Here is a 12,210-nt window from a genome sequence, read left to right on the forward strand (position 1 = left end):
TGGTTAAGAAACCGTTTTGAATAAAACAAAATGCCGGGCATTTTTTACTTTTTGACAGCTAAAGCGTTCATGCTTAGGCTTTTAATTATATCCGTGCTTTCCATCAAAAAACCCCTGCTTTTGAGAAGCAGGGGCTGATTATAGTTTTTTCAATATGCTTTAAGTTATTCGGCTATCGATACGCAGCTATGGTTAAAGCCAGCTCCAGGCGGGTGTAAAAGCGTCGGTCAAAATCTGGAACGGAGAAACAAAGTATTCCAAAAGTTACAAAAACAATAATCACTAAAACCATAACACCAATCATTAAAATTAAAAAACCAACGTACAATAATTCGTTACTTGATGCGTCTTCTGCCCCAGGTAGCTGAAATATAAATGAAAAAACTATAAACAATGTACTTGGCAGTAAAAATATTTTTCCCCATTGGGATTTAAACCTTTCAATTAATGAAGTTTTTTTATGTTCTTCCAGGAGTTTTTGAACATGAGGAAGATAAACATTCAATAATCTTTCAGAAGAAATATCGTTGTTTCTTACCCAACGCTGAATTTCTTTGATGACAATTTTGTCGTATAAAAGTGAAAGGTTTTGGTACCCGTGATACTTTGCGATCACTTTTTTTATCATTAAGTTCGAAGCCGCTGCATATATTATGCTGATCGCTAAAAACGTAGCAATTAAACGGAGCCATCCAAATTCAAAACGATCAGAATAGATAAAAATAAAACCCGTCAAGAATATAAGGCAAACTAAAGCGATCAGAATAGCTTCTAACCATGTATTCAAATTTTTTGTTTTCGGGTTTTTTTTGCAGTTTTAAGCAAATATTTCGTCCGTTGTTTTCGAAACGCCTCATTCTCCAATGTCTTAAACGAAAGAAATTCTCTCATTACCTCTTTTCTCACCTTTCAAGTTCTTTGTTTCATATCTAATCTCACTTTTGCGCTTAGGTCTCAGCATCATTAACGTATTAAATAATTAAATTCACTTCTCATTTTATGCTAAGCTTTCCTCCGCAATATTTCAGCCAACAGTAGAAACACTGCTCCAGCTATCCCCAGCCAATAAACGGGAAAAGTGATGGTTGGACCGAATGCAGGCAGCCAGTAATACATTGCAAAAAATACAGTGCCCGGCACGATACCGAATATAAAACCTGTTACCAGAAATTCCTTTATTTTCGAAACATCCCGGAAACAAGACCACTTGATATAACGAAAGACACTGTATCCCACGACCGATAACATAAAGCTCCCCAGCATAATAATTATTGCAGTCGTCCCCAGGCTGTACGATTTTGTTGGCTCCAACCGCTGAAAACCATACGAAAGAATTGTTTGTATCAATCCAGTAGATAGCATATATACACTTAAAAAATAACAAATGCCCATTACAAACAACGCCATCATTTTTCTGGGCACTGTCTGAGGCAGCTCGCCGACAATATCCTTCGCATACTGCCTGGGGTCAGAGCCAAACAGCTCCGAACTGTCCCTTCCCTCTGCCTGCAAAACAAGAAGATGATCTAGCAGCTCCATCAGCACCTCTTCGGTTTCCTGTTCACTTTTATTAAATGAAAGGCGGATATACACCATCATATCTTCATATATCTTCTTATTTTCTTTATTTAATTGGTTTCGCTTTTCGTTGTTTTCCTCCACCAACGTACTCACCTACGACTCCTCCTTGTCCAGTAATTGATCAACGGGCTGCTTCAGGGCCTTCCAGTTCTCCCGGAACGCCTCCAGCGAAGCTTCGCCCGCCGGCGTCAGCGTATAGTATTTCCGGTTCGGCCCACTGTCTGAAGTCTTCATTTCCCCGTGAATCAGCTTTTCCTTCTGCAGTCGCAAAAGCAGCGGATAAATGGATCCTTCCTTGACGTCGATCCCCTGCTGCTGCAGCTTGACCGCCAGCTCATAGCCATAGACAGTCTCCCGGGAAATAATAGCTAAAATACATCCTTCCAAAATGCCCTTCAACAGCTGGCTTCGCTCATTCATCTGGTCACCTGCCTTGCAATACATGCTAGTTATTTAATTAAATACCCGCCGTGCATATTACCGCCAGAACGGGTTAAACGAAGTATTCCTCCACTATCTTGTATAACAATATAGCTTCACTTTAATATACCTTCAGTCGAAAAACAACAATGACTTTAATCATTAAAAGCCTTGTATTTTCGATTCTTATGTTCAAAAATGGAAATAATTACTAATGTCGGATTTAGAAGGGAAGTTATGCGTACTGTGGTTCATATATTATATTTTGTTCTACTCTTTTTCGTATGCGGATTAATTGGGTTTGGTTTATTTAGAACGGGGTTTACAGCTGACCTTCACCCTTCGACGTTTCTTTTCTTCTTTTCCTTCAGCGCCATATGGACGGTCAGCTATGCAGGCCATCTACACCTCGGACGCTGGGATCTGCCTCTGGCCTTATGGGTATGCACAGCCCTTGGAATAAGCCTGCTGTTCGCTTCAGGGTCAAAAATATTGGAGGTTATTCAATGAAAAAATGGAATTTTGCCATGCTGCTGCTATCCGGCATGCTTTTGATGTACGGCCTAGGATTGGTATCCCTGTTTACTCTTAGCCTTTTCAGCAGCATCAATCAATTTTTTATTACCATTGGCATGGCGGCCATTCCTCTGATCCCATTTTTTGTGTGGCTGTATTTGCTGTACCGTTTTCATGCCAAAAAAGAGCATCAAAACTTTTATATTAGTATTGGAATTCTCCCACTTCTGATATTCGCTTTAATATACGATGTGCAGATGCTCCGGCGTTATAATGGCTGATAAGATTTGAATACTTGCCAATAAGGAGGCATTAGACATGAATACCGCATGGAAAACAGGGATATTAGCAGGCTCTCTAACAGTTATTGTTTTGTTTTTCTTGGACGTTCTGCTTCCCGATCTGCCGGCATTACTCCAGGTATCCAGCAATGCAGTTGTTTCCTTTCTTGCGATGGCAACCGCTTATGCCGTCTTCAGCAAAAAGAATTCATAAAAATTAACTATAAGGAGCAGTCACGATCAAAATGCTCAAAGTGTTAAAGTATATATAGAAATATATAGGAATTTTCGTTCCTTTTATAATAATTCTTTATATTATACTAGTGCCTATCGCCATAGGGCTGTTATTTGGCGTTAACAATAATCCTTAAAAAACGGCGCTCGAAAGTCATTTTCATATCACCATCACTATCATTTGTCGTTATCGTTAAACAATCCAAAGCGCCATACACAGAGCAGAAGCCATGGCTAAAAGAAACGATCCTACGACAATAAGCTGCTGAAAATTTTTCCTGCTTTTTCGTTCAATATAATCGCAGCCATTTACGACTAAAAATAACGCTACAGCAGGCAAAGCAAGGTTGTCTGCCGTAAGGGGTTTTCCCATTGCCAACATGGTGGCGACAAAAAGCATGCCGTAGATAAGAACTGCTTCGGCCCCAGGGCTTGCCGGCTTCAGCATTCTACTTTTCTCTCCTTTGTCCTTCGCAGCCACCATGCATACCCCTCTTTCTTCGTAAATGTTCGCCCAACCTAAAAATAAGAGTTCAAACCTAATTCGGAGCTTTAATTTTAACAAATATATCCAGTCATGACATCCAAATTACTAAATGAAGGGTTGTTCCTTCAATATATGTATATTAATGTTTTAAATGTAACTAATTTACAAAAATCGCAGGAGGTTTTCATGTTTACATCCATTCTTCAGCTTCCGTTTCAGCCCCGTAAACAATTCGTCCAAATGACCTACCGCTATTCACTGGTATTGGTGGCTCTGTTCATTCTGGCCGCCAGTATTGGACACACATTTATTACGAATTATATCTCTCTTGGCACCAATCAATCACCGGCCATTCCTGACGACCCCTGGTTTTTGCTGCTGCTGGTTTTGCTCGGAGGCGCGGTGTTTTTTATTCTGCCCCTGATACTGAAAGGCGCGACACGTATTTATGATCATTCCCTTTCATATCAAAAAGCTCTCTGGGTCAATATTTTGGCCATTACTCCAACTTTATTTTTGCTGCCCTTTGCGATCATTGGCCTGTGCCTGTTTCTCACCCTGGGACTTGTTCCATCATTTTTCTCGAATGTCTATAATGTGCTCGATCTGCTTTCAATCGTCTGGACATTTGTAATTACCGTTGGCATGATCCAGGTGGCTGTTAACACGAGCAGGCCAAGGTCTTTAACCATTTCTTTTACATACTTGTGTTTCACCATACTGGCTATTGTGGCGGCGGCTCTCTTTCTGGGCGCTTTCGTCGCAGTATTCTAGCTCTTATCCCGTATTGCACCCTGCTGTTGAATGTTCTTCAGACAATTCTTGAAACCTTCCGTTTAAAATACGCCAGGTTTGATCATTTTCTCCCCGGGGTAAACCATTAAGCAGTGAAAACTCTATTAATAAAGAATTGGAATAAAACTATATTCGGCAGCAATGGGTGGTCAGCACAGACAGCCCATAAGCCAGAAAAAGAAAAAACCTCTTTTTCTGGTTTTTTATGGAAAAATTGAAGTTGAGCATGAGCCCCGCATATTCAAATAGCTGCCATTCTTTCAAGAAATCGTTCACCTACTATCATTAAAAAGGAGCTTTTAATGTCTAAAGCCATGCTGATTATCAACCCTTCGTCCGGGAAGGCCGACGCTCTTTCCCACGAAGCTCCTGCTATTAAAGTATTGCAGGAGCTGTATGACAACGTTACAATCCGGTACACAGAAAAAGCGGGCGACGCCAAAGACTTGGCACAGCAGGCGTGCGAACAGCGATTTGACGCCCTGGTGACGCTTGGTGGCGACGGCACCGTGAACGAAAGTGTCAATGGCCTGGCAGAACATTCCCACCAGCCGGCTTTTGGCTTTCTCCCACTTGGCACCGTCAATGACTTTGCCAGGGCGCTGCATCTCCCTCTTGACCCTTCCGAAGCCATAGAGGTTATCCGTCAGCAGCATACGATTCCTGTCGACATTGGGAAGGTTGACCGCACGTATTTCATGAATGTCTTAGCCATTGGAGCGATTGCCGAGGCTGTGTACGACGTAAGCGCGGAGCAAAAGTCTGCATTTGGTCCTCTTGCCTACGTCCTCGAAGGAACTAAAGCTTTCCGGCATCACACCCCGTTTGCGTTAACGCTCGAACACGACCAGGGCGTGTGGGAAGGCGACGCTTATCTAGCGCTGGTGGCTTTAACGAATTCGGTCGGCGGCATCGAGTCGCTTGCCCCCCAGGCGAAAGTGCACGACGGGTGCTTCCATGTGTTTATTGTTAAACGATTAGGGCTTACAAACATCGCGCAAATGATACCGGAACTGCTGCAGGGTTCTCTTTCCCGCCATGATGATATTGAATATTTTGCGACCGCCACCCTGCGCGCAAGTACGGCCGAGAGGCACATCTTTAATATCGATGGCGACGAAGGACGGCCGCTGCCCTTTGATGCCGCCGTTCTGCCGCATGAGCTTCGTATCTTTGTACCGCCTGACCGCTAGAGGAGTCAGGATCAACAGTCATTTAATATTCTGTTCTAATTATATTTGCGTAACAGTCTCTCTGGAATGTGACAATAATCGCCGGGGTGTTTATCCAGTCTATCCTGGTGCTCCCCGGCGCTTTTAATGTAGTTTTTCAGAGGCAGCACTTCCACCATTATACGGTGGTAATCCGTTCTCTCCTTAAGAAACGCCTTCGCTTCTGCTAAATGTTCCGGTTTTTCGCTGTACACACCGGTTCTGTATTTCTCTCCTATATCCTCCCCCTGCCGATTCAGGCTGTACGGATCAATGATTTCAAATAAATATTCCATCAACTCCGTGATAGTGACGACTCCCGGGTCAAAACCCGTTTTCACGCATTCGGCGTAGCCATCATAGCCGCCATTCAGGGTATGAGTGCTGCCATTCGCCCTGCCCGCTTCTGTGAACTCCACGCCAGGCAGCGTTTTAATAAACGCCTGCACGCCCCATAAGCAGCCGCCGGCAATATATACTGTTTCCATATGGCTACTCCTTTTTGTGTAAACACAGTAATCCATTGTGCTTCCTTGTATAAATAAATTAAGACTTATATCAACTGCTTTTACACGAGTTTAAATAACTCGCCAGGTTCAAGCAATGATAAAAGTAAATGAGAGTCCGGATGTACACGGCCAATAACATTGACATTTGAATCAGCCGGCAGATCCTTCTTCGTTATTTGAAGCTCTCCATGATACCTGCCGTATCGTTCGTTATCAACTGTAATCGTTCCAACAGGCCGGGGTTCTGCTGAATGAGACGGTGAAATTTGAATTTGATTTTTTGCAGTGAAAGAGCGGGAAGGTTCCGACCGGATCACATCTCTTGCCGGGTCTGGCCGCTGCCAGTGCAGCATGCGAAATATATCTGCGACACCAGTATCTTTTACAAACAATGAAGAGCGGATTGATATTTCTTTCGTTTCTTCGTAGGTTTTAAAAAGGGAAGCTTCTTCGGAGGACAGCATGCTGTCCCCTATACATATATCATTGACAGCGCAAGTCCGCCATAAATCTAAAGCGGCTGGAAATGGAGCCGCTCCCCGGTGTTCTTCAAGCGTGGGAAGAAACTGATATAAAGGGCCCCGGGGCTTTTCATCCCCCGGTACAAAGGCGCAAGTCCGAATGTTTTCTGATTGCAGCCATTTATTCTTTTGAATGATTTGTTGTCGGTCGAGCCCGGTCTCAGGCCGGGGATAAAAGTTATGCCAAGCCGCTAAGGAGGAGAAATTCACACCGTGGGCTTTCAAATCCTTGAGCATGGATTCAGTTATTGTACTGGCGTTTAATAATACATTGACGTGTTTAGCAAGTGCGGCAATTCCGGGGGCATCAATGCCATAATCCACCCTCACGCCGGTTAGGCCCCACTCTTGAAGCTTTTTTCCATCTGCAACTGTAAGATTCAGCAGTTGAAAGGAAGCTGGAGATATGTCTGCAAACAAATTGAGTTCAAGCGATGCTGTCTGGCGGGCGAGGGCTTGAAGCTGGTTCTGATAAGAGGAAATTTTATTTTCGGGTATATGAAGTGAAGTAAATACAAAAGAAAAACCGTTATTTTTCATACGTGCTAAATAAGAGAATTCTTCTTCTAAGTCTTCAGTAAGATAAACGCTAAACCCTTTCATGGATTTCCCTTCCTTCTATATAATATGTAAAAAGGAAGCTGAAAAGAAGCTTCCTTTCTTATTGAATATTTTCAGCCATTTTTTCGTTGTAACCAAAAAGATAAGTGAATAAAAAACCAAAAAAGTAGGCTGCCAGAAGACCTAAAAAGTACATGACATATTGGCCATCGATAAGTGGAATCAACGATAAGCCTGAAACCCCGATACCGGTCGATGCTGTGCCTATTACTGCTTGAAAAGCGCCTCCTACCGCGGCCCCCAGACAAGCGGTTACAAACGGACGTCCGAGCGGCAGAGTCACGCCGTAAAGGAGAGGCTCACCGATTCCTAGAAAGCCGACTGGCAGAGCCCCTTTCACCGTATTACGAAGCTGTCTGTTCTTCGTTTTTACGAAGACGGCTATTGCAGCACCAACCTGGCCGGCTCCTGCCATAGCCAGAATCGTAAGAAGCGGCGTAGCTCCCATGCTGTCAATAAAATCTAAATGGATGGGCGTCAGTCCGTGGTGCATCCCCACCATGACAAGAGGCAGAAAGAAACCAGCAAGGGCTGCCCCTGCTACCGCCCCACCAATATTTAACACAAAATTGATAGCAGCAGTAATACCGGTAGAAATGAATCCCCCGATTGGCTGCAAAAGAACGATTGTAGCAATACCTACAATTAGTACGGTAAAAAATGGAGTGAAAATCAAATCGAGTGTACCTGGAATAAATTTTCGAATAGTACGTTCAACAAAGGCCATCGCCCAGGCGGCCAGAATAACTGCAAAGATCCCACCCTGCCCGGGTACAAGAGCTTCTCCGAACAGCGTAATATCGGCAAGGGCAGGATTGATAATTAAAATACCAGCGACAGCGCCAAGAGCCGGGGTGCCGCCGAACTCTTTTGCGGTATTCCAACCTACCAGAATGCCAAGGTATGTAAAAATTCCTCCGCCGATCACAAGCAGAATCTGCAGCCAGGTCGTTTCCGGATCGACACCAGCATTTTGTGCAAAGTTGGCTGCACCATTAATTAACCCAGAAGCGATTAATGCAGGAATTAATGGAATAAAAATATTACCGATACGCTTTAAGAAATTCCGGATCGGCGTATGCTGCCGTTGTTTGATCCCAGCTTTAACATCTTCAGCTGTGTGATCATCTCCCTGGACACTACCTGCTGAAAGATTTGTTATTTTTTCCAATTCAGCCGCTACTTTGCCTGCAGTGCCGGGACCAACAACAATCTGAATGGTCTCTTCCTCTACGACCCCCATAACATTTTCGACCTTTTTTAATTGTTCGATGTCAACTTTTTCCGGGTCACGTACGTTCAGACGAACCCGCGTCATACAGTTATACAAAGAAACGATATTTTCGCTGCCGCCAAGGGGCTGAAGAACATCTTGAGCAATTTGTTGTTCTTTTTTCACCAGAAACACTCCTTTTTATGCATTTATTTGTTAATAATGGCTTCCCGGACTCTCCCATGGTTTTGTTCAAGCAGTGCTGTCGCCCCAGAAGAAGTAGTGTCAGCCAGAATCATGACAATTGCTGTTTTTACATGCCGGCCGGAAGCTTCAAATATGGAAACGGCTGTTTGCTCATCTACACCGGTGACCTCCTGTATCATACTCATTGAGCGACGGGCCAGCTTTTGATTCGTTGCCTGTACGTCTACCATGAAATTTTCGTACACTTTGCCCAGCCTGATCATTGTTACAGTAGATATCATATTCAATATGTTCTTTTGGGCAGTGCCGGCTTTTAGTCGAGTAGAGCCAGTAAGTATTTCAGGTCCCGTTACAGCTTCCACGGGATAATCGGCAAGTGCACTGATGGGGGCATCCTGATTACAGGAAATGCTTCCCGTTACGGCCCCAATTTTTCTTGCGTAGCTAAGAGCCCCGGCTACATAAGGCGTACGGCCGCTTGCAGCCAGCCCAATAACGATGTCCCGGGATGTCAGTTGGATTTCTTTGAGGTCAGAAGCACCAAGGCTTTCAGAATCCTCTGCTCCTTCCACTGCGGTAAGCAAAGCTTCTTTCCCACCAGCGATGATTCCCTGCACCGTTTCCGGTGTAGTGCCGAATGTAGGAGGACATTCAGCGGCATCCAGTATTGCAAGGCGTCCACTTGTACCAGCGCCTACGTAAATCAAACGACCGTTCTGGCGGATAGAGGCTTCTGCTTTCTCCACAAGAGGCTCAATTAAGGGAAGAATGCTTTCGATCACGTTCGGCACAGTTTTGTCCTCGTGGTTCATAAGTTGAAGTATTTCCCTAATGCTTAAATTGTCGAGTTCATATGTAGCCGGGTGTCTTGTTTCGGTTTTAAGTTTATTCACTATCATCCCTCGCTATCTTTTTAGAAAACGCTTACAATTTAATTATAAATATTTTGAAATTTAAAATCAATATAATATAAAAATAAATGAAATTTAATTTTAAAAAGGACCGAAAAAAGAGCGGATCCATATAGTGCATAATTATAGTTTCCGATGCTCTTCTGTTGTTTCTCTTGCCTGTTCGAATGCTTCTACCAATTCTTCGCCAATTAGATGAAAAACAGCTACATATAAGGCATCTATATAATTCAACTGGCTGGTGCGTGAAGCAATGCTTCCAATTCGTTCTGCCTGTTCAATATCCGGAATTGCCAGAACGTAGTCAGAATGCTTGACCAATGGTGAATTGGCGTATTTGGTGATGCTGATAACTGTTAGATTCTTTTCTTTAGCATAACTGGCCGTATCAATAACCTCCTTTGTATAACCAGAAGTGCTAAAACAGATTAACACATCGTTTTTCTTCATCATTGTAATAAATGGAACCATGTAATGATAATCAGATGAGGCGGAGGCATGAAGCCCGAGTCGCATGAATTTATACTGGCCGTCTACTGCCGGAGTGAAAGAACCACCAACACCAAATAAGCCAACAGTCTTTGCCCGGGAGATCAGTTGGACAGCTTCTTCAAATGATTGATGATTGACAGTTTTTGTCATCATGTCAAGCGAAGCCCGGTTTAAAGACGTTACTTTTTGAAATAGACTGTGGGGATTATCACTGCTTTCAAGGAGGGACAAACTATTAATGGAAGCATCCATTTGAGACAGCTCCTGGGCAAGAGCAACTTTGAGCATTCGAAAGCTTTCCATGCCTATGCGTTTGCAGAAACGGACGATACTTGCCTCACTCGCATTTGCCTGAACAGCTAATTGCTTGGTGGTCATTGTAGGTACGAATTCTGCATAATTAAGCACATACTCCGCTATTTTCCTTTCTGCTTTAGTGAAGCTATTATATTTGGCACGAATTTTAGCCACTAAGCGTGTTTCCATCTTGCAGTCCCCCTTTTATGTATGTTTTTATTATGAAGACACTAAAGTGTTATTAGCAAATAAATATTAAGAAGCTGGTGATGCTCACTAATACTATTGCAGAGCTTACCATAGCAAAGCATTTTTCCAGAATCTATTAATCTTTTATTTTTAAATAACCCAATCGTTCAATTTTTTCATATACTCCTCCCATAGACGACACTATGATGTCGTCTATGCCCTATTATACTTTGGATATAAAAAGGAAGAAATAAAAGATGAAAACAGTAGCTTATTTACAATTCAACGGTTAGGCAGAAGAAGCGCTAACGTTTTACAAACGAGTGAAAATTCTCTTCTTATCAGTATTATCGATGCTGAGCCAGAGGTAAACGAATCAATTTTTCGAGAGCTCTCTGAAGACGGTACTGTGCTTATGCCATTAGCGTTCACTCCGTGGTCCTCCAGTTTTGGGCTCGTAGCTGATAAGTTTGGCGTAATGTGGAAATTTAATAGTGAGGCCAGTAAATTTCTAAATAGCTTTGTGAATTAAATTTCATTCATTAGTTAGGAGTCTTTATTATAATTAAAGAAACTATCAATGGATGGTTAATAAAGAAAGCATCTTCTCGGGCCTGACACTAGGGACGTATACGGACGCCACCATTTATTTGATATGTTTTCCTCGGGGATATTCTTTCTCAGTACTATAGGGCAAAATTGCACCTTTTTTGTACCAGTGTTTTTACGAACTTCGTACGGCCCTCAACTCAAAATTATCAAAAAAACAGAGAGCAGAAAAAAACCGGGCCCGGAGTTTTTCCGGGGCCCGTCATAAACAATCATTCGTTTTTTTTGCTCTTTACTGGGGTTTTGCCTTTTTCGCATGTTCAGCTGCTTTAACCTCTTCAGATGTTATTCGATTTTCTTCTGCTGCTTTCTTCGTTGCTTCATCGCCACACACTACGTGATCCCATTTATTTATTAAAGCATCATACCCTTGCTTTGCTACTAGTTCTTTGTCATTTTTGTTTCTCTCATCGCCAAAGTAGGTATTATCCATGCCGGCATTGTGGTGAAAATCCGTATTTGTAGCACCAGGGAGCATAGCTGTTACATTGACGCCTGTCTCTCTTAACTCCTCTCTTAAGGATTCGGCAAACATAAATCCAAATGCCTTCGACGGACCATACACTGTTTCATAAGGTGTCGGCAATGTCGCCGACAGAGACGAAACGATAAGGATATCTCCCTTTTTATTCGGAACCATATCCTGAACGACGCGCTTCGCCATATGCACCGTTCCCGAAATGTTAATGTCTATTAACCGCAGCTCTTCCTGCAAATCGTTTTCTAAAAAGGAACCGCCAATGCTGACACCGACGTTTAACACAGCCGCATCCAGCTCTCTGTTTTTACTTTTCACAAACTCCCAAAATTCCTCCACTCCCTCATACGTCGAGGCGTCTGCCTGAAGAGGATACGCTTCCACACCGTAGCGTTCAATAGCCTCCGCCGCTTCAAAAATGCGCTCACTCGAGCCCGAAACCGCAATGTCGTATCCATCCTGGGCGAATAATTTTGCAAGCTCCAGCCCCAAGCCCGAGGAAGCTCCCGTTATCATGGTAAATGGACGTTCTTTGGACATTTTATTTACTCCTTATTTGTTTTTCTTATACACCCTCTGCTAAGCATTACACGTATTATCCTAAGCCTTAAGACGCTGTCGGACTAACGCTTGGAAGA

14 protein-coding genes are annotated in these 12,210 nt (G+C 43.1%); 4 read left to right on the plus strand and 10 right to left on the minus strand.

The window, feature by feature from the left end:
- Nucleotides 1-172 precede the first annotated feature (172 nt).
- The 3 genes from ACTTK6_RS03170 to ACTTK6_RS03180 all read right to left on the minus strand — a co-directional run bounded on the left by ACTTK6_RS03170 (nt 173) and on the right by ACTTK6_RS03180 (nt 2,001).
- Nucleotides 173-787: a hypothetical protein gene (locus ACTTK6_RS03170; protein WP_462832649.1), complete on the minus strand. Its 615-nt coding sequence runs from the start codon at nt 785-787 to the stop codon at nt 173-175.
- A 215-nt stretch (nt 788-1,002) separates the two neighbouring features.
- On the minus strand, nt 1,003-1,674 hold the full coding sequence (locus tag ACTTK6_RS03175) for a DUF1129 domain-containing protein (RefSeq protein WP_462832650.1): 672 nt from the start codon (nt 1,672-1,674) through the stop codon (nt 1,003-1,005).
- A complete protein-coding gene (locus ACTTK6_RS03180; protein ID WP_462832651.1) occupies nt 1,675-2,001 on the minus strand; it encodes a PadR family transcriptional regulator in 327 nt (108 codons plus the stop codon).
- A gap of 506 nt (nt 2,002-2,507) precedes the next feature.
- Here ACTTK6_RS03180 and ACTTK6_RS03185 point away from each other — a divergent pair.
- Together ACTTK6_RS03185 and ACTTK6_RS03190 are read left to right on the plus strand one after the other, a co-directional pair.
- Entirely contained in the window at nt 2,508-2,798 is a 291-nt protein-coding gene (locus tag ACTTK6_RS03185; protein ID WP_462832652.1) for a hypothetical protein, read from the plus strand.
- A 37-nt stretch (nt 2,799-2,835) separates the two neighbouring features.
- A complete protein-coding gene (locus tag ACTTK6_RS03190) occupies nt 2,836-3,012 on the plus strand; it encodes a hypothetical protein (RefSeq protein WP_462832653.1) in 177 nt (58 codons plus the stop codon).
- Between the two features lie 213 nt (nt 3,013-3,225).
- On the opposite strand, the gene ACTTK6_RS03195 is transcribed toward ACTTK6_RS03190, so the two are convergent.
- The gene (locus ACTTK6_RS03195; RefSeq protein WP_462832654.1) at nt 3,226-3,516 is read right to left on the minus strand and encodes a hypothetical protein; all 291 of its coding nucleotides are present in this window, start codon (nt 3,514-3,516) and stop codon (nt 3,226-3,228) included.
- Between the two features lie 189 nt (nt 3,517-3,705).
- Here ACTTK6_RS03195 and ACTTK6_RS03200 point away from each other — a divergent pair, with 189 nt between their 5' ends.
- Nucleotides 3,706-4,293, plus strand: a complete 588-nt coding sequence (locus tag ACTTK6_RS03200; RefSeq protein ID WP_462832655.1) for a hypothetical protein — start codon at nt 3,706-3,708, stop codon at nt 4,291-4,293.
- Nucleotides 4,294-4,616: 323 nt separating this feature from the next.
- Nucleotides 4,617-5,507, plus strand: a complete 891-nt coding sequence (locus tag ACTTK6_RS03205) for a diacylglycerol/lipid kinase family protein (RefSeq protein WP_462832656.1) — start codon at nt 4,617-4,619, stop codon at nt 5,505-5,507.
- 35 nt (nt 5,508-5,542) lie between these two features.
- Here ACTTK6_RS03205 and ACTTK6_RS03210 read toward each other — a convergent pair whose 3' ends face one another.
- From ACTTK6_RS03210 to ACTTK6_RS03235, 6 genes are all read right to left on the minus strand, one after another.
- Nucleotides 5,543-6,013, minus strand: coding sequence for a peptide-methionine (S)-S-oxide reductase (locus tag ACTTK6_RS03210; RefSeq protein ID WP_462832657.1), 471 nt, complete (start codon nt 6,011-6,013; stop codon nt 5,543-5,545).
- A gap of 80 nt (nt 6,014-6,093) precedes the next feature.
- The gene (locus tag ACTTK6_RS03215; RefSeq protein WP_462832658.1) at nt 6,094-7,158 is read right to left on the minus strand and encodes a MupG family TIM beta-alpha barrel fold protein; all 1,065 of its coding nucleotides are present in this window, start codon (nt 7,156-7,158) and stop codon (nt 6,094-6,096) included.
- Nucleotides 7,159-7,216: 58 nt separating this feature from the next.
- On the minus strand, nt 7,217-8,575 hold the full coding sequence (locus ACTTK6_RS03220; protein ID WP_462832659.1) for a PTS transporter subunit EIIC: 1,359 nt from the start codon (nt 8,573-8,575) through the stop codon (nt 7,217-7,219).
- A gap of 23 nt (nt 8,576-8,598) precedes the next feature.
- Nucleotides 8,599-9,492 (minus strand): N-acetylmuramic acid 6-phosphate etherase, encoded by an 894-nt coding sequence (gene murQ, locus ACTTK6_RS03225; protein ID WP_462832683.1) that lies wholly within the window; start codon nt 9,490-9,492, stop codon nt 8,599-8,601.
- A 138-nt stretch (nt 9,493-9,630) separates the two neighbouring features.
- Complete coding sequence (locus ACTTK6_RS03230) at nt 9,631-10,485, minus strand: MurR/RpiR family transcriptional regulator (protein ID WP_462832660.1); 855 nt, start codon at nt 10,483-10,485, stop codon at nt 9,631-9,633.
- A gap of 841 nt (nt 10,486-11,326) precedes the next feature.
- Nucleotides 11,327-12,112, minus strand: coding sequence for an SDR family NAD(P)-dependent oxidoreductase (locus ACTTK6_RS03235; RefSeq protein ID WP_462832661.1), 786 nt, complete (start codon nt 12,110-12,112; stop codon nt 11,327-11,329).
- Nucleotides 12,113-12,210: the final 98 nt, after the last annotated feature.

This window comes from Marinococcus salis (assembly GCF_054971365.1).

Coding starts and splice junctions, on each gene's coding strand:
- ACTTK6_RS03235 (WP_462832661.1), bottom strand. CDS start 12,112: ATGTCCAAAGAACGTCCATTTACCATGATAACGGGAGCTTCCTCGGGC.
- ACTTK6_RS03195 (WP_462832654.1), bottom strand. CDS start 3,516: ATGGTGGCTGCGAAGGACAAAGGAGAGAAAAGTAGAATGCTGAAGCCG.
- ACTTK6_RS03200 (WP_462832655.1), top strand. CDS start 3,706: ATGTTTACATCCATTCTTCAGCTTCCGTTTCAGCCCCGTAAACAATTC.
- ACTTK6_RS03210 (WP_462832657.1), bottom strand. CDS start 6,013: ATGGAAACAGTATATATTGCCGGCGGCTGCTTATGGGGCGTGCAGGCG.
- ACTTK6_RS03230 (WP_462832660.1), bottom strand. CDS start 10,485: ATGGAAACACGCTTAGTGGCTAAAATTCGTGCCAAATATAATAGCTTC.
- ACTTK6_RS03205 (WP_462832656.1), top strand. CDS start 4,617: ATGTCTAAAGCCATGCTGATTATCAACCCTTCGTCCGGGAAGGCCGAC.
- ACTTK6_RS03185 (WP_462832652.1), top strand. CDS start 2,508: ATGAAAAAATGGAATTTTGCCATGCTGCTGCTATCCGGCATGCTTTTG.
- ACTTK6_RS03180 (WP_462832651.1), bottom strand. CDS start 2,001: ATGAATGAGCGAAGCCAGCTGTTGAAGGGCATTTTGGAAGGATGTATT.
- ACTTK6_RS03215 (WP_462832658.1), bottom strand. CDS start 7,158: ATGAAAGGGTTTAGCGTTTATCTTACTGAAGACTTAGAAGAAGAATTC.
- ACTTK6_RS03190 (WP_462832653.1), top strand. CDS start 2,836: ATGAATACCGCATGGAAAACAGGGATATTAGCAGGCTCTCTAACAGTT.